The following is a 17,498-nucleotide window of genomic DNA, read 5'->3' as shown; positions in this document are numbered from 1 at the left end:
GCCTGGCTGTTCGTCATCTGGCACTGCTGGCAGGACAACCTCGCCTACGACCCCACCCGACACCGCGCCCTCCAACGCCTCCTCGAAGATCAACAAGCGGCGGGTTGACACAGGGCATCTCATGCGGTGTCCTTCCTCGGGCTGAGGGGCTCTCGTGCCTGCATGCGCAGAAGGTGGTCGCCCGCTTCGATGAGCTGGCCAATCACGGCGGCGACGAGTTCGGCGGCGGCGTCAGGCCGGGGGTGGCGCCGGCTGGCGGCACCTCGGAAGTAGTCGAAGGCGCACACGGCTCGTTCGATGTCGGTGGTGGTCTTGGCGAATCGGGTGGCGAGCGCGGCGCGGCGGCGGTCCGGGCGGGAGCGACGCAGCGTGGGTGGCAACTCGCCGGCCGCGGCCGCGTTGCTTCTGCGGTGCCCGCTCATCCCAGGCACCGCAGGTCGTAGAGCGGCAGGCCGGTCTCGGCGACGGCGATCTCGGCGAGGTAGGCATGGCGGGCCAGGCCGCCGATCCGGTCGGCGAGCTCGAGCACGTGCGCCCAGATCTGGTGCGGGTCGTCGACGGGGGCGTCGATCGGCTCGCTGGTCCGGTGGCGTTCGGAGCCTGTGACCAGCGTGATTGTGATCCGGTCGGACATGAGGTGCGCTCCTGGAGATCGGAGGGGTCCCCTCCCCGGCGCCTGGGGGTGCGGCGCCGGGGAGAGGACTTGCGGCGGTAGCGCCCCGGGCCGGCGGCCCGGGCGCATGGTTGGCGCTACCGCGGGTCGAGGGTTTGCTGGACGAGCTCGTAGGCGTCGCCGGCGAGCTGGGAGCGGACCTTGCCCACGCCGAACCGCTTGCGGATCGCCTCTCGCGACGGTGCTCCAGAGGCAGAGAGTGGAATCTGCTGGTCGTCGATCGCGCGACGGGTCCGCTCGTAGAGCACGACGGTGTCGGCGGTCTGGTCGGTCAGCCGCGAGGGCTGCAGCTCCTCGTAGAGCTCGGCGAAGATCGGCCGGAACACCGAGTGCAGCAGATGCTGAACGACCACCGCCGCAACGACCAGCAGTGACGGCAGGGTGTGGGCCATAGTCGACCCCGCGTCGAAGCCGTAACGCAGACCCCACGGGACGACCGTCAACACCAGCGAGGCCAGCGCGAGGCCGCCGTCGAGGACGTAGAGGCCTCGGGGGACCTGCCGGCTGTTCTGTACTGCGGTGAAGCCGATCAGGAGGCTGACGACCAGCAGCACCGACGCCATCGGCTCGATCAGGTAACCCACCCACGGCCCGTCCATGCCGACGACACCGTCGTGCACGGTCGCCGACATGAATACCACTCCGAAACCGATGAGGGTTGGAGGTACGCAGGACAGCGCGACGTAGCGGCGATAGGTCGCGGCGAGGCGCCGGTTGGGGTTGAGCAGGCGTTCCTTGCTGGTCCGTGCCCTGCCGACCCAGCGAGCTTCCTGCCTGTCGCGTCGGGTGCCGGCGACCTCGGCGAGCGCGGTCCGGCGCCGCTCGGCCCGCCGGGCACTGCGGATCCGCTCGGTGACCTTGCGGTCAGCTCGCCGCTCTCGCTCGGACAGTGCTTCGTGCAGGGCCGGGTCGTCCTGGAGGGCGACGAGGCCTCGAGCCTGGTGAACCTGGCGAGCCAGCGCCCGGACCTCGTCGGTGTCGGCGACGCTTTCTTCGACCGGGTCGTCCTCACGCGTGGTGCCGGAGGGGATGAGCTCGCTCCCCCACTGCTCGGCCGAGAGAGTGGACGGCGGCGTCGGACGGTGGCCGTTGCTGGTCGGGGCGCTCATCGGATCCCCGCTCGTCGTGCCGCGCGACGCCGCAGCAGCGCGTTCCGCTCGTCCTCGCTGAGTCCACCCACGACGCCGTGGGTGAATGCGCCGGGCCGAGCCAGCGCCTCGGCCCGGCAGGCCTGGAGCACCGGGCAGTGACGGCAGATGGTCTTGGCCTCGGCGATCTGCTGCAGGGCCGGCCCAGCGGTGCCGACGGGGAAGAACAGCTCGATCACGTCGGTATCGGCACACGGCAGACGGCCGGGCACCGCCTGAGAGTCGACGCTTCTGGGTACGGTCTTCATGGGCGCCTGGCTTCCTCGTGATGGGGGATCAGTCCGGTTGTCTGCTCAGATGCCTCGGCGGTCGCACCCGCCGGGGCATCTCTACTTCCAGACTAGTCCGTGACTAGTCGCGAGTCTAGCCCGAGGTTTCCGCGACTAACTCTGCGCGCACAGAAATGGCCCGCGCCCAGCTAATTTGCTGATCGCGGGCCTTAGTCTTCGTGCGACTAGCCTGGAGTGCTCAAGGAGAGGTCGGCGCGGAGGCGGTCGAGCAGGGCGAGTAGAGCGGGTCCGTGCTCTGCGGACCGCTGTTGCTCGGCGAGGAACTGCTCGTAGAGCTTGACGTCGGCTGGATCGGTCACTTCCTGCTCGGCGGTGAGTGTCTCGATCTCGACGGTCGTGGGTGCGTCGTCGTAGCGCAGGAGTACGAAGGAGTGCAGGGGGCGGACCTCGGCACGCTCCTGCGTCTCGCGGGAGAGCACACCGATGCGCACGTTGGGGAGGCTGGCCAGCGCGGCGATGCGGTCGAGCTGAGCGAGCATCACGGAGGCTGGGCCGGGACGCCATCGCAGCGCGGTCTCGGTCATGACCAGGTCGAACTGCTTGGACTCGTCGAACAGGACTGTCTGACGGTTCATCAGCGACAGCACCGAGGCGGGGATCTCCGCGGCGGGGAGCAGGCTGTGGATCTCGCGCAGTCTGCGCGCGTAGTCCGGGGTCTGCAACAGCCCGGGAACGACCTCGGACTGATACACCCCGATCCCGCTGGTCGTTGCGTCACGCCGAGCCCTGGCGTCCTGCTGGCTGGGCCCGTCGGGGCGGTTACTGTTGCGCCACGGCCGTACCCGGGTCCCCGCCTCCTGGGCGAGTGCGCGCAGCTCTGCACGGACGTCCTCGTCGGCGTGGACCGTGTCGAGCCACTGCTCGATGTCGGCAAGTACGAGGGCGGAGTGGCCGTTCTCCATCTTGGAGGTCTTGCTCTGCGACCAGCCGAGCTGCTCACCCAGGGCCGCAGCCGAGAGCCCGGCGGCCTGGCGGAGCTCCTTCAAGCGCGCCGCCAGGCGCTGGTGCTGTGGGTGGATGTCGGCGTGGGTCAAGGGGGTTAGCTCGCAGCGCGCTCAGGGGTCTCGGCACCCGATCGTGGGGCCGGGACCAGCCGGTAGTCGTCGAACGGGACGGACAGCTCGACCGCGCGCCGACGGATGGCGATGTAGGGGGCGGGATCGCTGGCTTGAGAGACGCCGAGGAAGTTCCCTTCGTCATCGAAGTGCTGCAGCACCACGATCCGCTCGTCGAACATCCAGAAGTCCTGCCGAGTCCAGGCGTCGTCGCCCGTGCTGAGCCAGTGTCGGTCCAGAATGCGGACTTCCTCGCCGGCGCGGATGTTCTCCCGGGGGTAGCAGAGCAGCTGGAACCGTGTGTAGTCGGTGACCGGGTGGCCGAGCAGCCGGACCCGGCCGAAGTACTTGCCCCGGCCGACCTGGGCGTGGACGTTGGCCAGCCAGTCGTCGTTGTCGACCGTGCGCGCGGGGAACGGCTTGTCGGCGAGGAAGGCGTCGAAGTCCGGGTCCTCGCCGGGGATTGCGTAGACGTCGCGGCATTCCAGCCGGAACGCGGAGTGCTCGTAGGTGCGGTAGAGCTCGTCCAGGTCTTCGGGGGTCATACGGCCTCCCTCGTCGCTTCGTCGACGGCCGTGAGCACGTCGCTCACCAGGATCTCGTGGGCGCGTTCTCCCTTGGGGCACACCAGCGTCGTCGGGGTGCCGGACACCACGAACCACTCCCCCGCCGCTCGGATGGTCTCGGACCGCGGCGCCGGCACGGCACCGACGGACAGGCCGTGCATCTGCAGTTCGCGCGCGGCGCGTTCGACGATGTCGCGCGGCACCCGCACCGTCCGAGCGGACGCGATGTAGCCCTGCACGATCACCGCCCCCCGCTCGGTCAGCCATGCGGTCGGACAGTTGCCGTTGCGGCACTCCATCGTCCCGGCGAGCAGCTGCATGCTCATGAGTTCGCCTTCCCGTTGAGCCGCGATCCTAGTACCTCGAAGACTAAGTGCGACTAGTCGGGCTGGCAACGGTGTCGGACAGAACGGGTCCGAGCCCGTCGGCGAGCTTAGAAGGCGTGGAAATTTTCTGGCCTCGCACGCGCACGCGTACGTCGCGTTGTCCGGGCCCGCCACCGCAGTAAGAGGTCGCGAGGAAATTTCCCGGCGCCCTGGGGAGCGGCTCGGTGCTCGGTGTGTGTGCAACGGACGCGCCGCCGCCGCGGACCGCCTCGTCGGCGACGTCGACCGCGAGCGCGCCTGGCCGCTTTCCGCCGTGGCACGGTCTGCTCGTTGCTCGGCGGTCTACTCCCGGACCTCGTGCAGCTCCTGAGGCAAACGGACCCACGCCGGCCGGTCTCGGTATGGCCGGATGCCGCGGCTGTGGCGAGTGAGGGATGTCGAGTGCCCACGACGCAGGCGACAGCGCGCGCCCCGGCTCTCAAGTCCTGGGGGGCACTGAGCGCGAGCACAGGTGCTTCCTACGCTCGTTGCCACCGCGCCCCGGCCCCGCCAGGGCGCGGGGGTCAGCCGGGCGAGGGCGTCTCGATCCTGGGGCGGGTCGCGGGACTCACGGGCTCGACGGGCCGCGCCGAGCTCGCCTCTGGGAATCACGGTCCGCAAGGTTCTCCGGGTGTGGGCGCCGGGTCTTCACGACCTCCAGGGCCGGCGCCACCCCCACAGCTCGCCCCGCCACCTTCGCCGAGGGTCGGTGGACGAAGACCACCGCCGTCCCGCTCGAGCCGGGAGTTTCTCTGAGACCTAGCCCGGCGCGCGGAGTGACGCCCACGCGACACACGCGTACGCGCGAGGCCGGCCGTCGGGCAGCCACGTGCTCGGTCACCCCGCCCCCAGGTTGCGACGCTCCCGCATCGATAAGACCGGGGCCACAGGCCCACCACTTCCGAGTCGTTGAGCGCCTCGAGCCGCGCCGGATCGTCAAACGGTGCTCTGGAGCACCGGACGAGGCGATACTCGGCTCCGACCGCCTGGCACGCACTCGAAGTGGCTCGCCACCACGACGCTGACCAGCGCATATCCTGCAGGTCGTCTACTCGGTAGCGCCCGCAGACAGCGCCGAACTCGCATATCGGGCATAGCTCACTCTCAGTGGGGCTGACTGAGCTGTCGTTGCCGACTCCTCCCGCTGCCACCGGAGAATACGTAGTCGCTGGTCAGCCGCACATTGAGTCCGGACCTGATAGTAGAACTTCGCCTCGGCGATCAGGTCCGCGCGGCGACCCCGCAACCGAGGGCGTTCCAGCTGGTCAGAGGTCGTCTGTAGGGACTCGAACGGATCTCTCGCCACCGAGGACGCAACCGCAATGACACGCCGGGCGCGCGGGGCCGGGATAGCTGCGCCCGAACGCGGTGACCACGCCTCGCGGCGATGCGCGACACCACCTCGTCAACCGATGATTCTCGGTCCCTCGCACCAAAGCCGTCCCTTCGGCCCCACGGCCGGGGCCAGCGTCAGAGATGCGCTGGTCCGGCTGGGTCTATCCGGCCGAAGGACGCTGGCGTGACGGCGCCTGCTGCACCGGCGCGGACACTCTCAGCCGGGGCCTCACCCGGCAGCTTGGACACGTAGTAGCCCACCTCCGCGGAGGACACACTCACTGCAAGTGCTCAGTCAGAGCGCCGACATCGGTACAGTTCTCGGTACCGGGCCGAGGTGAGGAGGGCAGGGATGCGCGAGAGTTCGCTGGTCGCCAGGCCAGACGAGCGCGGACATGAGGTCCTGGTCGCCTACCGGCCGGTGCACTTCACGTTGGGCGACACCGCGCGCGCAATGAACGCCGTCGTGGACCCGCACTTGCGGAAGGTCTCCTCCCGCGCTCGTGTTGGGCGCAGCCGAGTCCGGGATGTCCTGCGCCAGATCGCGACCGACGGCTGGCCCGAAGGGTTCGCGGCCGACCCCGATCGGGTCGATTACTGGCGAAAGTGGCTGGTCGCGCAGGGTGTATTCCAGGCCGACGACTGAAGCCGCCGTCGCTGCGTGAGCGATAACCGGGTTATCGGTCCCCGCTCCCCCGCTGCAGCGTCGTTGGGTGGTCGCCGTCTCGCGCGGCCTCGGCGCGCGTTGCTGGCGAGAAGCTTCTTCGGCGCCCTCGAACCCAAGCAGCGCTCCCGGTCCGGTAGCGCCAACATCGATAGGTCGCAGCTCCCAAATCGACGGCGCGCTGACGGCGATAACCCGGTTATCGCGCGGCCCTGACTCGGAACCGCACACGCCGGGGGATGACCGCGGAGCACGGACCCACAGCTGGCATCATCTGCTCTGACTTATCCGAAGTAGCGGCCCAACTCCGGGCCGTGAAGTCCACGGAGAGGTGGCCATCTTGGCCAGAGTTCATGCTGTGTGCTGCCAGAAGGGCGGCGTCGGCAAGACCACGATCACCGTCAACCTCGCTGCTGTCGTCGACCAGGTGCTCGGAGGAGACGATCCATCCGTCCTGGTCGTAGGCACCGACCCGCAGCGATCCATGGACTGGTGGGCAAGCAGGGTCGGCGATGACATCCCATTCGCCTACACCGAGACCGACAGCCCCAGTGATCTGGAGAGGTTGCGAGACGCCGACTTCTCGCACGTGTTCGTGGACACCCCGGGCAGCCTGGAGAATGAGCACATTCTCCGGTCGGTCCTGAAGAGCGCCGACGACGCGATCGTCCCGATCACGACAGAGCCGCTCACCTTCGTACCTGCCGACACGACCATCACCCAGGTCATCGAGCCCCTGGGAGTCCCCTACACCGTGGTCGTGAATCTCTGGGATCCACGCGACGGCCGGGTCGATCTCGACGACACCCTGACCTTCGCCCGCAAGAAGAACTGGCCGCTCGCGAACTCGGTCATTCGTCGTTACAAGATCCACAGTCGGGCGGCAGCAGAGGGTGTCGTCTGCACCCAGTACGCCAAGAGCCGTGTGGCCTTGGAGGCCCAGCAGGACATCCTGCGGCTGGCGCTCGAACTCGGCTACGGGCGCACCCGATGAGCGAGGCGGCCGCGAGCAGCGCGGACTCCGCAGTCGGGTCGTCGACGAAGAAGCGCAAGCGCGGGCGGGTGTCCTTCGGCTCCGACGTCTTCGCCGCGCAGGCCTCGCTCCAGACAACACCGGATCCCGGCGTGTCCCAGCGCCGCATCCCGCTTTCCGACCTGGCCCACAATCCGCGCAACCCTCGCTACGGGTACGACGACGACCCCGCGATTCAGGAGCTCGCCGACAGCCTCCGGGAGCACGGGCAGCTGCAGCCAGCGACGGTGGTCGCTCGGGATGTCTACCTCGCTCACTACCCGGAGGATGCGGATCAGATCGGGAGCGCGGCGTGGGTGGTCCTCATCGGAAACCGCCGGCTCGCGGGGGCCCGCTTGGCGGAGCTGCCTCACCTCGTCGCCTCGATCGAGGACCGACTCGGGGGAGCGGACCCGATGCTGGCAGAAGCCACGCTGGTCGAGAACATCCACCGTCAAGACCTTCCCCCGCTGCTGGAGGCCCGCGAGCTTCAAGGTCTCGTGGAACGACATGGCTCGCAGCGCACGGCGGCGAAGCGGGTGGCGAAGACTCAGGCCTGGGTTTCGCAGCGGCTGTCGCTGCTCAAGCTCACCCCTGACCTGCAGGAGAAACTCCGCATCGGCGAGATATCGGTGAAGGAAGCTCGAACCGTGGCCTCGGCATCGCCGGAAGAACAGGCGGAGAAGCTGGAGGCGTTGCGTGGTCAGTCGACGGAGGGGGAGCGCGCTCGACCTTCCAGCACTGAGTCGCCGGACCAGCCCGCGAACGACTCGCCTTCTCCCGCTCCAGCGGCGGACCAGCCCGATCGGGATGCGGCGGTCGACGTCGACAAGATCGCGCGCCGCCTGCGTCGACAGCTCGACGACGACGGACTGCAGGCTCTGATCGATGCACTGACAGCGCTCCGACACTGAGGTGATAACCCGGTTATCGTCGCGCCGTACGCGGTGGAGCGATAACCGGGTTATCACCATCGGCCGAGCCTCAGCCGTGGGCGAGGTCGGAGAACCTGCTGTAGTGCAGCTGGTGGGCGACGGTGATCGTCGTGGTCGGGCCGTTACGGTGCTTGGCCAGGATCAGGTCGGCCTCACCGGCGCGTGGATCGTCCTGCTCGAACGCGTCGGGGCGGTGCAGCAGCACCACCATGTCCGCGTCCTGCTCGATCGAGCCGGACTCACGCAGGTCGGACAGCATCGGCCGCTTGTCGGTGCGCTGCTCGGGACCACGGTTCAGCTGGCTCATCGCCACCACCGGGACCTCGAGCTCCTTGGCCAGCAGCTTGATCTGCCGGGAGAACTCCGAGACCTCCTGCTGACGGGACTCGACCTTGCGGCCCGAGGTCATCAGCTGCAGGTAGTCCAGGATGATCAGCTTCAGGTCGTAGCGCTGCTTCATCCGGCGCGCCTTGGCCCGGATCTCCATCAGCGTCAGGTTCGGCGAGTCGTCGATGTAGAGCGGCGCCTCGGAGATCTCCGACATCCGCCGCGCCATCCGCGTCCAGTCCTCGTCCGACATCCGGCCGGCGCGCATGTCGGCCAGCCGGATCCGGGCCTCGGCGGACAGCAGGCGCATGACGATCTCGGACTTGCTCATCTCCAGCGAGAAGAACGCGCTGGTCATGCCGTTCTTGATGGAGCAGGAGCGGGCGAAGTCCAGACCCAGGGTCGACTTGCCCAGACCCGGCCGGGCCGCGACGACGACCATCTGGCCCGGGTGCAGACCGTTGGTGACCTGGTCGAGGTCGGCGAAGCCGGTCGGCACACCCGTGGACTGGCCGCCCCGGGAGGCGATCGCGTCGATCTCGTCCATCGTGGGCTGGAGGAGCTCCTCCAGCACCGTGTAGTCCTCGGTGGTGGTGCGCTCGGTGACCTCGTAGACCGCGGCCTGGGCCCGGTCCACCGCGTCGTCGACGTCGCCGCCGTCGGCACCGTGGTAGCCGAGCTGCACGATCCGGGTGCCGGCCTCGACCAGCCGCCGCAGGACCGCCTTCTCGCCGACGATCTCGGCGTAGTACGCCGCGTTCGCCGCGGTGGGCACGGTCGCGATGAGGGTGTGCAGGTAGGGCGCGCCGCCGAGGCGGACGAGCTCACCGCGCCGCTGCAGCTCCGCCGAGACCGTCACCGCGTCCGCGGGCTCGCCACGGCTGTAGAGGTCCAGGATCGTCTCGTAGACGGTCTGGTGGGCGGGCCGGTAGAAGTCCTCCGGCTGCAGGACCTCCACGACGTCGGCGATCGCGTCCTTGCTCAACAGCATGCCGCCGAGCACCGACTGCTCGGCCGTGAGGTCCTGCGGGGGCTGACGGTCGAACGTGTCAGGTGGTGCGCCGGTGTCGCCACTCTTGTCATAACGCGCGGACATGGCAGTCATCGGAGCCTCCGGTGAGCGCGTGGGAGAGGCCGGGAGGTGCGTTCGGCCCGTGCCCGGGCGAGCGCGCGCTCGTGAGCGGTTCGCCCTTCATCGAGGGCGTCGCTCTCGTGGTTGCGCGGTGAGCTGGTGTCCGGCGAGGCGCTTGAGGCGGGCCCGCCCCCGTGACCATCCGCCGGATCGAGCAGCGGGGGAGTGGCTGTGCGGCGGCTGCGCCCTTCGTCGAGTGCGCGGCTGATCCGGCGGTAGTAGCGCTTGCTGCTTTCGACTGTGGCGACCTCGGCGGCGGGGCGGACAGCGTTGCGGCGGGCGGTGAACTCGGCGGCCCACTGACGGACAATCGCAGAACGGGCGGCGCGGTGGTCGTCGCTGCTGATCTGCAGGTCGGTGGGGGACAGGTCGGTGGCGCCGTAGGGCAGTCGTTGGGCGGCGGCGTGGCCGCGGACGAGGGCGGCCGAGCGGCGCTGGCGGGAGTCGACTGTGGGTGAGACGAGCGGGCCGTGTCCGTCGCGCCACCAGCTCAGGCGATGGCGTAGCCAGCCGTCGGGCCTGCGCAACTGGCTGGCTGGGCAGCGGTGGGCAGGGATGGCGCGGCCGTCCTGGCGGGGCCGGTACTCGAGGGCGTAGCGCAGGTCGTTGTTAGTCCAGCCGGCTTCCCACCAGCCCCGCACGATGGCGCGAATCCAGCGAGGTGTGAGTCGCCGTAGTGCGGGGTCAGATCGCAGCTCGGTGGCGGCAGCCAGCATCTCCGCTCTGGTCACTGGCACCCGGTTCCCGAAGTAGCCGCCCTGCTGTTCGTCTTGGCCCGGCCCGGTAGGGCCGTAATAACCCGGGAAAGGGGGCTTGACCTGGGGATTGTGGATGCGCGTGCTCGCGCGCGTAGGAACCACAGATTTCGTCTTAGAAGGATTATTAGGTGAGTGGGTTGGGGTCCAAGTTGTGTCCTGTCTGCTCTCTGCAGCAGCCACGAATGGCCCGGGTGCTACGGCCGGAGGCAGCGTCGGGATGGCCCTGTCTGTGGCCTCCACAGCTGGAACACGCAGCTGGTAGACCGCTGCCCGATTCCCGCTCAGATGTTGCAGGGCCATGGGTCGATACTGCGGAGTGGACCCTCCCTCGACGCGTAGCAGCCAGCCCTGGCGCTGCAGCTCGGCGAGCCAGGCAGCAGTCGAGCTTCGACGCCAGCCGCTGGACCGCTGGAGACGGTCCCAGGTCGGCCAGCTGGTGTGGGTGTCCCAGTCGGCTCGCCGAGCTAGCTCGGCGAGCAGGCCACGGAGCCGGCTGGCAGCGTCACGTCGGACCTGCTGATACCAAGAGGAGGACAGCAGCCCTCGATACCAATCCAGCGCCGTACGGGGGATCAGGGACTCAGCTAAACCCAGGGACCCGGGCTCCTGTAGCTCGCCGGAGGAGCCGGATCCGTTGAACTCTGCGGGGGACGCCTCGCCACCGCTGGCGAACCAGCACCTGCCGCAGACCACCGAGCGCAGCGGAGTATCCCGCTCAGTCCCGGAGCGCCGTCGGCAACTTATGCACAGCTGGGGGGCTGGAATGGCGACGCCATCCCAGCCCGTCGAGGTGACCGAGGAGACCACCTGGTCGAACAACGCGCGTTGCTCGACGAGGAGAGGTGTTGGGGAGGAGTTGTGCGAGGTAGGACCGGTAAACGAGTACCCGGCAACGACAGGTCGGCGTCGCAGAGACGCCACTGAGGTGCCGCTGGCAGTCGGGCACGACGAAGTCGTCCCGTGTCTGTCATGGTCGCCGCCCGGTCCAGGGTGTATCCTGGACACGCGAAAGCGCCCCTTCTTCGCAGGTGGGGGATTGGCCCCGGTTCGCCAGGGCTACGGCGTCAGGCGGGTGCATGACCGACTGGCGCGAGAGCGATAGCGAGGCGGCCCCCTGGCCGGGGGGCCGCCTCGATCTCGTTACGAGGCCTTGTCTAGAGGCAGCTCCAACTCGTTCTGCGTCGCTCGCTCGCGCGGGGACAAGCAGTAGTCGGGGATCGCGAACCCGAGAGCTTCGCCGAACACCTTCGTGACAGCGTCGCCTACGGCGATCCCGTCACGACGAGCGATGGCCTCGGCGGCCTCGCGCATCGGACGGGGGAGACGGACGTGAGTCGCGACTCGGTCTCCTCGATGCGGTTGCGGCATGGGGACTTTCTACCCGATCAGAGCAGTCAGAGGGAACGCGACGCGCCGAATCCGATTCCGGTTTGCTGTCGATGACCGCCGGTCTGGCGGACTGGGTTTGGAAGGGGTCGTCGATGTTCCGAAGTTCAGCGGACGTCGCCTTGTCGGCGAACCCAGTGGGCTAGCAACGGGCCGGGTACGTCGGCGTGCACGACGGGGACGCCCTCGAGTTCATGCAGGTCCGGTAGCAGGTCCGTAGGCAGGATCCACGTGACGTCGTCGGCGAGGTTGTGGCGGCGGAGGCGCGAGAGGACTGGGCGGCCCGCGCATAACGAGCGGGCCGCGACCTGGGGGTCGGTTTCCGTGCTCATGACATCAGTGTGAGCGGTCGGGACATGATGGTTGCGGCGGCGCGCGGGCAAATCTGCCCCCCGGTGCGGGTGGGGTCGGCGATCACGCAGCTTGGGTCGCACTGAGCGTTGGTGCAGGTCACTGCGTGGTACCGGCGCTGCATCCAGCTCATTGGCGCAGCGTGACACGGTGCACCGACACTTTCGCTTTGGCTGGTCGAGCGCTCGTTGCGGTTCAGTAGCCGCTGTCGTAGCCGGAGGGCCGGTCTTGATCAGGTCGGTTCTGCAAGGGGTCGACCTGTGTGCCGGTGTCTCGCCGCGGGGGCCGAGTGGCAGGTGCCGCTGGTGTGCGCGTCTGCTCCTGCGTATCGGCGGCGACGCCGCGGCGGGCAGCGTCGACGGCGCTCCTGAGGTGCTGCATCGCTGTCTGGAAGCTGGGCGGCTCATGAGGTGCCGGCCCATCGTGGTGGGCGCTGCCGGCGTCGACGTGGTCGGGGAGGGAGTGGTCCGGGGTTGTGGGGAGCAGTGCGATCCAGTGCTGCGCGGGTTCGGCGGGGTCCAGGCCGGCGACAACGAGCTGGTCATAGACCTGGGAGAGCAGGGCACGGTCGCGGCGCCGGACGAACGCATCGAGCACCTCGCTGAGGCCCGGGTCGCGCTGGGGAGCCTTCGTGATCCAGGCGCGGATGTCGTCGGCGAACGCGGCGATGGCGTGCGTGCGTTCTGGCTGGGTCTGCTGGGCCGGTGCTCCTGTCCAGCGGGGCCGGGCTTGCACGGCGGCGTCGTGCACGGCGAGTAGTGCCGCTACCTTGACCGCTTCTCGTACGCGGGCGTCGCGGTAGGGCGGGGTGATGAGCGCGGGGTTGTATCCCCGCAGCGGCGCCGGCTGGCGGCGTTGCGGTCCCTGGACCGGGCCGGTGGTGTCGATGGCGGCGGGGCTGGTGTCGGGGCCGTGCAGGGTGTGCTCGATCGCGGCAACGGCTTCTGCCGCGCCGAGGGTCAGCTCCGGTTCGGCGGGGAGCTCGGCCAGGGGGTAGCCACGCCAGCGTGTGTCGGCGGGCAGGTGCAGCGCATAGCCGGTCTTGTTGCCGGGGTGCGGGTCGTCGGGGTGGGTGCCATGGATGGCGTAGCGGCCGTGGACCTCCACGTCGGGGTAGGCGGCGGTGTAGAGCTCCTGGATGGTGCCCTTGAACGAGTTGTCGACGAAGGTGAGCACCCCGCCCGCGGTGGGGACGCCTGCGTCGTCGAGGTAGTCAGACAGGGCCTGGAACGCACCTACGGTGGTGGCGGGATCGATCCGGTCCCGGACCCGGAAGGCCTCCACAGCGTGGAAGCGGGCGCCGGTCCGGTCTTCGAGGTCGGTCAGGGCGGCGTCGACCACGGCGCGGGACAGCACGATCTCGACCGTGTGGGTTTCGGCGAAGTCGGGGTCCAGGCCCCGCACGGCGGTGGCGTAGGGATGCCCGTCGCGGCCGAGGAACACGATCCGAGCGCCGCGCTCGTCGACGTCGCGGTGCAGGTCACGCAGCATCTCGGCAGAGACCGCGGTGACGAACTGGGCGTGGTGGGTATGGAACACCCGGTAGGCGCGGGCGATCGCGTCGCGCTCCGCCTCGGTGTGCAGCCCGTAGGCGTGTGCGATCGCCGCCACGCTGTCCGGGCCGCCGGGTGTGCCGGGGCGTGGGGTGCTCAGGCCGGCCGCCGCACCCCGGCCCCGGACACCACACCAGCACCGGCCCGGGCCCCGGCGCCGCTCAGGTCGACGGTGCCCGCCGCGGCCGGGGTGGCCGGGTCGAGGGCGTGTTCGAGCCAAGCCATGAACGCCGGGTAGTCCGCGCTGCGGCTGACCCGCAGCCCCGTACCCGCCGCCCCACCCGCGTCGCTGGCGTCGGGGATGCTCCAGCGGCCGATGTCGTCCATCGCGATGCGCGCGGTCGCGCTGCGCACGAACGGCAGCCCGAGCGCGGCGGACAGGGTCAGCGCGTCGTGCTGCAGCGTCGAGTCGTGGTGGTCGCGGTACCAGCGCTGCAGGTGCCCCTCCAACAACACCGCCCACGACTCGGCACGGCCGGCAAGACGGCGGTGCAGCGGGTGGGTGGCGTGCACGGCGATCTGGTCGGTGAAGGTGGTGTCGGACAGGACGAACCGCGGCTTGGCCAGGCGCCCGTCGGCGACCGCGGCCAGCACCCGGCGGGCGGCGTCGACGTCGAGACGAATGTTGTGCTCGGCCCGTTCGGGGCGACGGTAGTGGATCGCCCCGCCCATCTGGGTCACCTGCAACCGGCCGGCGATCTCGGGGAGGTGATCACACACCTCGGCCAGGTTCGACAGCGGCGCCATCCCGACCCACCGGATCGGGCCATCGCACCGGCCGGCGAGCTCGGCGACCGCAGCCAGCACAGCATCCCGGCCGCCCGGCGCCGGGGCGACGGTGGCCGGAATGAGGTCCTCGACGCAGAAGTAGTCGGTGTGTCCGGTCGTCGCGCCGGCAGCGACCGCGATGTCGCCGCGGCCGACGACATCAAGCAGGTACCGGGCGAACCGGGCCCGCTGCCCGTATCCCCGCCCAGCAGGGTGGGGGGCGCGGTGGTCGGGGCCGGTCTCGTCGGCGGTGATCACCAGCGCGAGTTCGCGACTGTGGCGGGCGGCCGCGACCAGGGCGAGGGCGTCATCGGCGTCGCCACCGATGTCGGTGTCGATGACCATCGGCGCGCCCACCGCGGGAGCGCGGAGCTCGGCGGTCTGCAGCTGGGTCGCGGTGTCGGCGAGCGTGGTCTGGGGCAGCCGACGCCCCAGCGCGATCATGGCCTCGCGGTGCTCACGCACCTGCTCGGCCGACAGGTCGTCCTCCGGGCCGTTCATCGGTGCCACCTCCCCCGATCTAGGTCCAGTCTAGCGGCTCAGTACTGCCGAAACCGGCTCACAACGCGGCTGTCTGTCGGCATGGTTGTCAGGGGTCGGTGGACACTGAGACCTACGTCGATCAGCTGAGATCCCTTGGCTGATCGGCGCGGATCTTTGCCCGGCCCGGCGATGAGGAGGTTGTCGTGCGAGCACCGATCATGACCACGCAGCGAACGACGCCAGGGAGCCCGGAACGCCTGCCGACGCCGGGCGAGCAGGAACCCGGCTACCTGGGAGCTCGTAGCCGGCTGCCGGCGCGGAGCCCACACCGGTGGAGGCTGCGCGATGAGGCCGTGCTCAGTTACGGGCTGCTCGGCTGGGAATCGGTGCTTCACGCTCGGATCTATGTCCCGGAGGTTGCAGATGGGACCGGCATGGCGGGTGGCACCGAGCCGGGAACTGAGCCGGTGGCCTTGCTTGCGCAGTTCGGGGATCACCGCGGGATGTCGATCTCCAATTCGATCGCCGAGGCTGCTGCTGCGGCGCAAGCGCGCTTCTTCCCTGACGGGGCGATGATCCGGTTTGCGCTGTTGGTTCCTTACCGCTCTCCGTGGGTGACACCTACCTGGGGTTTGCCCATGTTCGCTCGCGAGGTGGGCTTCGACAGCCGGCTTCGTCGTTCTCAGTGGTGGCAGCATCGCCAGGAACGGCGTGTGCGCCGGGATCGGCAGCGGACGCGTCCGGCAGTGACTGAGGTCAGCCCGGAGGGCGTCACTCGTCACGAGCTTCCTGGAGCCGCTCCTTCTACGAACCCGTGGGAGTTCCACGGGGCGCGCCATCGCCCGGATCTCGGCCTGGAACTTCCTCGCGATGAGCGGAGTGCCTTGTCGGATGACGACCGCGTCGCTGTCGGACCGTCTCGCTGGGTACGCCCAGCCACGGTGCGGATCCCGGCGTTGCTCGGCGAGACTCGTGTCGCGACGTGGCCTGAGGAGCTCTACACCGCCGAGCTGATCGGCGGCCCCGAGGCGGGCGCCCTCGCTGAGTCACGTCATGCCGCGATCAAGGCGAAGTATGAGGCCATCAACGCGCTGACCGATCCCCGCCCGGATCGCTATTGGGAACTCGAGTAGCTCGCGTGCGTCAGACGTGATGAGACCCCCGCTGCGGGGGTGCTGCAGCGGGGGTCTCGGTTGCGCGCCGTGTCGTTGTGCGTCGTGTCGTTGTGCGTGGCTACCCCGATTTTCGGCGCGCAAGGGGGACGGGGGTCAGCCCCTCGGTGTCAGATCCTCGCCGCCGAGTCCGACCAGCGTGGCCGGCAGCGGTGGGCGGCCTGCGGGGTCAGCTGCGACAGGGTCGGATGGGTTCCGGCCGTACATCGCGGTCCAGGGGGTCCGGTACTGCACCGCGTGCTCGCCGTGGCCGTCGGTGGGGTGCCAGGTCGACACCGAGACCACCAGCGCCCCGCAGCTGCTGCAGGCACCGATCGCGGCCGACATGCGTTCGCCCGGGCGTAGCGGCTCGGCGAGGTGGCTCCACTCGATCGGCTCGAGGTCAGCCGGGTCTGCTCCGCTCGGCGCGATCGGGCCGGAGCCGATCAGGCCGTGGACCTGCGCGCCGGGGTGAGTGCAAGTGCTCATCGGGGTGCTCCTCGTCGTGGTGTCTTTCCCCGAGCCAGGGAGGTCGTTCCCCGGCGTTCCTGGGCGGTCTGGCGGGCAGGCCGCCCGTGGCCGGCTCCCCGGCCCGCGTTGTCGGGATGGGTCCTGCCTTGGTTGTGCTGATGTCCGCACGGTTCTACTTGGCTTCGGGTCGTCGGTGCAGCTCAGGTGCGGCGCCACCACCAGGGGAGTGACGGGTCGGCGGTGGGATTGTTCAGGGTCTTGTCCAGGAACCGGGCGTCGAGCTGGGCGATCTGGCGGCGGAGCGATGCGCGACGATGCCGAGGTAGGGCGTGCAGGGCCTGCTCGAGGACGTCTCGGCTGAACGGGCCGATGAACTGGACCCAGTCGTTGTTCTCTCGCTGGAGCGTGGAACGTGGCTTGAGGGTGACGCGACGCCACGAGAGAAGATCGGTGCGGACGCTGCCCGAGGTGAGCCGTGGTCGGTCGAGTCGGTCGAGCGCCCGGCTGGTCGAGAGCGAGACACCGCGTATCACAGTCGGGCGCGGCTGACGCTGGTTTCTCGCCCGTACCTGGGCTGGGCGCCTACGCGGCATGGACCTTACGGATCGGAGCCATGCCTCCAGCCTCCAGCCTCCAGCCTCCCAGGATCCGGCAGTCGGGAGGAAGGTCAGGGGAGTCTGCCCTGTTCAGGGCCGTCTCCCGCGGGCGGATCTGCCTCGTTTCGGTCGTCGTGGGCGGCGCACCTGGTCACTTCCACCTGTGCGGCTGAGACACGCGATAATCTCCCGTTATCTGACCTATCGCGCGATCGCGGGCGCAGGTCCATGTCCAGGGAAGGGGCCCGGATGAGCGTGGAGAAGGCCGTCGACGCCCACCCGGGCACCGGCATGGGCCCGGTTGCGGGCGCCGCGGCCGAGCCCGGGACCCAGCTCGACACCGATCTGGACGCCGCGCTCGACACCGATCTGGACGCCGCGCTCGACACCGCGGTGCTGCCCGACGGCGTCGCGGCCGCGTCCGCCCGGGCCGCGTCGCTGGCCGCGCTGGCCGCCCGCGCCGACGCCCACGCCACCGC

Annotated in this window: 18 protein-coding genes; 5 read left to right on the top strand and 13 right to left on the bottom strand. The window is 69.6% G+C overall.

Annotated features, from left to right (window positions below):
• Window positions 1-119 precede the first annotated feature (119 nt).
• The 7 genes from NH602_RS15655 to NH602_RS15625 all read right to left on the bottom strand — a co-directional run bounded on the left by NH602_RS15655 (window position 120) and on the right by NH602_RS15625 (window position 4,052).
• Window positions 120-422, bottom strand: a complete 303-nt coding sequence (locus tag NH602_RS15655) for a hypothetical protein (protein ID WP_100877209.1) — start codon at window positions 420-422, stop codon at window positions 120-122.
• On the bottom strand, window positions 419-634 hold the full coding sequence (locus NH602_RS15650; protein WP_100877208.1) for a hypothetical protein: 216 nt from the start codon (window positions 632-634) through the stop codon (window positions 419-421). The genes NH602_RS15655 and NH602_RS15650 overlap by 4 nt, the downstream gene beginning before the upstream one ends.
• A gap of 116 nt (window positions 635-750) precedes the next feature.
• Window positions 751-1,782 carry a hypothetical protein gene (locus NH602_RS15645; RefSeq protein WP_100877207.1) on the bottom strand — a complete coding sequence of 344 codons (1,032 nt, stop codon included), beginning with the start codon at window positions 1,780-1,782 and terminating at the stop codon, window positions 751-753.
• Window positions 1,779-2,069, bottom strand: a complete 291-nt coding sequence (locus tag NH602_RS15640; RefSeq protein WP_100877206.1) for a WhiB family transcriptional regulator — start codon at window positions 2,067-2,069, stop codon at window positions 1,779-1,781. Before NH602_RS15640 ends, NH602_RS15645 begins: the two co-directional genes overlap by 4 nt.
• Before the next feature lie 206 nt (window positions 2,070-2,275).
• A complete protein-coding gene (locus tag NH602_RS15635) occupies window positions 2,276-3,145 on the bottom strand; it encodes a helix-turn-helix transcriptional regulator (RefSeq protein ID WP_100877205.1) in 870 nt (289 codons plus the stop codon).
• 5 nt (window positions 3,146-3,150) lie between these two features.
• Window positions 3,151-3,711, bottom strand: a complete 561-nt coding sequence (locus NH602_RS15630; RefSeq protein ID WP_100877204.1) for a DUF6879 family protein — start codon at window positions 3,709-3,711, stop codon at window positions 3,151-3,153.
• Window positions 3,708-4,052: a hypothetical protein gene (locus tag NH602_RS15625; protein ID WP_157818143.1), complete on the bottom strand. Its 345-nt coding sequence runs from the start codon at window positions 4,050-4,052 to the stop codon at window positions 3,708-3,710. Before NH602_RS15625 ends, NH602_RS15630 begins: the two co-directional genes overlap by 4 nt.
• Window positions 4,053-5,784: 1,732 nt before the next feature.
• Between NH602_RS15625 and NH602_RS15620 the strand changes: the two genes are divergently transcribed.
• From NH602_RS15620 to NH602_RS15610, 3 genes are all read left to right on the top strand, one after another.
• Window positions 5,785-6,078 (top strand): hypothetical protein, encoded by a 294-nt coding sequence (locus NH602_RS15620; protein ID WP_100877202.1) that lies wholly within the window; start codon window positions 5,785-5,787, stop codon window positions 6,076-6,078.
• Window positions 6,079-6,427: 349 nt separating this feature from the next.
• Window positions 6,428-7,090 carry a ParA family protein gene (locus NH602_RS15615; RefSeq protein ID WP_208622866.1) on the top strand — a complete coding sequence of 221 codons (663 nt, stop codon included), beginning with the start codon at window positions 6,428-6,430 and terminating at the stop codon, window positions 7,088-7,090.
• Window positions 7,087-8,022, top strand: coding sequence for a ParB/RepB/Spo0J family partition protein (locus tag NH602_RS15610; RefSeq protein ID WP_100877201.1), 936 nt, complete (start codon window positions 7,087-7,089; stop codon window positions 8,020-8,022). The genes NH602_RS15615 and NH602_RS15610 overlap by 4 nt, the downstream gene beginning before the upstream one ends.
• A 70-nt stretch (window positions 8,023-8,092) precedes the next feature.
• On the opposite strand, the gene dnaB is transcribed toward NH602_RS15610, so the two are convergent.
• The 4 genes from dnaB to NH602_RS15590 form a co-directional block, all read right to left on the bottom strand.
• A complete protein-coding gene (gene dnaB, locus NH602_RS15605; protein ID WP_100877200.1) occupies window positions 8,093-9,466 on the bottom strand; it encodes a replicative DNA helicase in 1,374 nt (457 codons plus the stop codon).
• Window positions 9,467-9,471: 5 nt separating this feature from the next.
• Entirely contained in the window at window positions 9,472-10,218 is a 747-nt protein-coding gene (locus tag NH602_RS15600; protein ID WP_157818142.1) for a hypothetical protein, read from the bottom strand.
• Between the two features lie 1,974 nt (window positions 10,219-12,192).
• Window positions 12,193-13,488 (bottom strand): ABC transporter permease, encoded by a 1,296-nt coding sequence (locus NH602_RS15595; RefSeq protein ID WP_179763169.1) that lies wholly within the window; start codon window positions 13,486-13,488, stop codon window positions 12,193-12,195.
• A gap of 158 nt (window positions 13,489-13,646) precedes the next feature.
• Window positions 13,647-14,819 carry a nucleoside hydrolase gene (locus NH602_RS15590; protein ID WP_100877230.1) on the bottom strand — a complete coding sequence of 391 codons (1,173 nt, stop codon included), beginning with the start codon at window positions 14,817-14,819 and terminating at the stop codon, window positions 13,647-13,649.
• A 185-nt stretch (window positions 14,820-15,004) separates the two neighbouring features.
• Between NH602_RS15590 and NH602_RS15585 the strand changes: the two genes are divergently transcribed.
• The gene (locus tag NH602_RS15585; RefSeq protein ID WP_157818140.1) at window positions 15,005-15,934 is read left to right on the top strand and encodes a hypothetical protein; all 930 of its coding nucleotides are present in this window, start codon (window positions 15,005-15,007) and stop codon (window positions 15,932-15,934) included.
• Between the two features lie 135 nt (window positions 15,935-16,069).
• Here NH602_RS15585 and NH602_RS15580 read toward each other — a convergent pair whose 3' ends face one another.
• Both NH602_RS15580 and NH602_RS15575 read right to left on the bottom strand, forming a co-directional pair.
• Window positions 16,070-16,441 (bottom strand): hypothetical protein, encoded by a 372-nt coding sequence (locus NH602_RS15580; RefSeq protein ID WP_224400930.1) that lies wholly within the window; start codon window positions 16,439-16,441, stop codon window positions 16,070-16,072.
• A gap of 182 nt (window positions 16,442-16,623) precedes the next feature.
• On the bottom strand, window positions 16,624-16,956 hold the full coding sequence (locus NH602_RS15575) for a hypothetical protein (RefSeq protein WP_100877195.1): 333 nt from the start codon (window positions 16,954-16,956) through the stop codon (window positions 16,624-16,626).
• 312 nt (window positions 16,957-17,268) lie between these two features.
• Between NH602_RS15575 and NH602_RS15570 the strand changes: the two genes are divergently transcribed.
• On the top strand, window positions 17,269-17,498 hold a 230-nt coding region (locus NH602_RS15570; RefSeq protein ID WP_253068185.1), incomplete at its 3' end, for a hypothetical protein.

This window comes from Pseudonocardia sp. McavD-2-B, assembly GCF_024124365.1.
Classification (GTDB): domain Bacteria; phylum Actinomycetota; class Actinomycetes; order Mycobacteriales; family Pseudonocardiaceae; genus Pseudonocardia; species Pseudonocardia alni.
The sequence above is the reverse complement of the archived record's forward strand: the minus strand, read 5'-3'. Positions and strand labels throughout refer to the sequence as shown.

Excerpts from the sequence above, each read along its gene's own strand:
- NH602_RS15610 (WP_100877201.1), top strand. The coding sequence starts at position 7,087 with ATGAGCGAGGCGGCCGCGAGCAGCGCGGACTCCGCAGTCGGGTCGTCG.
- NH602_RS15600 (WP_157818142.1), bottom strand. The coding sequence starts at position 10,218 with ATGCTGGCTGCCGCCACCGAGCTGCGATCTGACCCCGCACTACGGCGA.
- NH602_RS15595 (WP_179763169.1), bottom strand. The coding sequence starts at position 13,488 with ATGCTGCGTGACCTGCACCGCGACGTCGACGAGCGCGGCGCTCGGATC.
- NH602_RS15625 (WP_157818143.1), bottom strand. The coding sequence starts at position 4,052 with ATGCAGCTGCTCGCCGGGACGATGGAGTGCCGCAACGGCAACTGTCCG.
- NH602_RS15655 (WP_100877209.1), bottom strand. The coding sequence starts at position 422 with ATGAGCGGGCACCGCAGAAGCAACGCGGCCGCGGCCGGCGAGTTGCCA.
- dnaB (WP_100877200.1), bottom strand. The coding sequence starts at position 9,466 with ATGTCCGCGCGTTATGACAAGAGTGGCGACACCGGCGCACCACCTGAC.
- NH602_RS15620 (WP_100877202.1), top strand. The coding sequence starts at position 5,785 with ATGCGCGAGAGTTCGCTGGTCGCCAGGCCAGACGAGCGCGGACATGAG.
- NH602_RS15590 (WP_100877230.1), bottom strand. The coding sequence starts at position 14,819 with ATGAACGGCCCGGAGGACGACCTGTCGGCCGAGCAGGTGCGTGAGCAC.
- NH602_RS15645 (WP_100877207.1), bottom strand. The coding sequence starts at position 1,782 with ATGAGCGCCCCGACCAGCAACGGCCACCGTCCGACGCCGCCGTCCACT.
- NH602_RS15650 (WP_100877208.1), bottom strand. The coding sequence starts at position 634 with ATGTCCGACCGGATCACAATCACGCTGGTCACAGGCTCCGAACGCCAC.
- NH602_RS15630 (WP_100877204.1), bottom strand. The coding sequence starts at position 3,711 with ATGACCCCCGAAGACCTGGACGAGCTCTACCGCACCTACGAGCACTCC.
- NH602_RS15580 (WP_224400930.1), bottom strand. The coding sequence starts at position 16,441 with ATGAGCACTTGCACTCACCCCGGCGCGCAGGTCCACGGCCTGATCGGC.
- NH602_RS15640 (WP_100877206.1), bottom strand. The coding sequence starts at position 2,069 with ATGAAGACCGTACCCAGAAGCGTCGACTCTCAGGCGGTGCCCGGCCGT.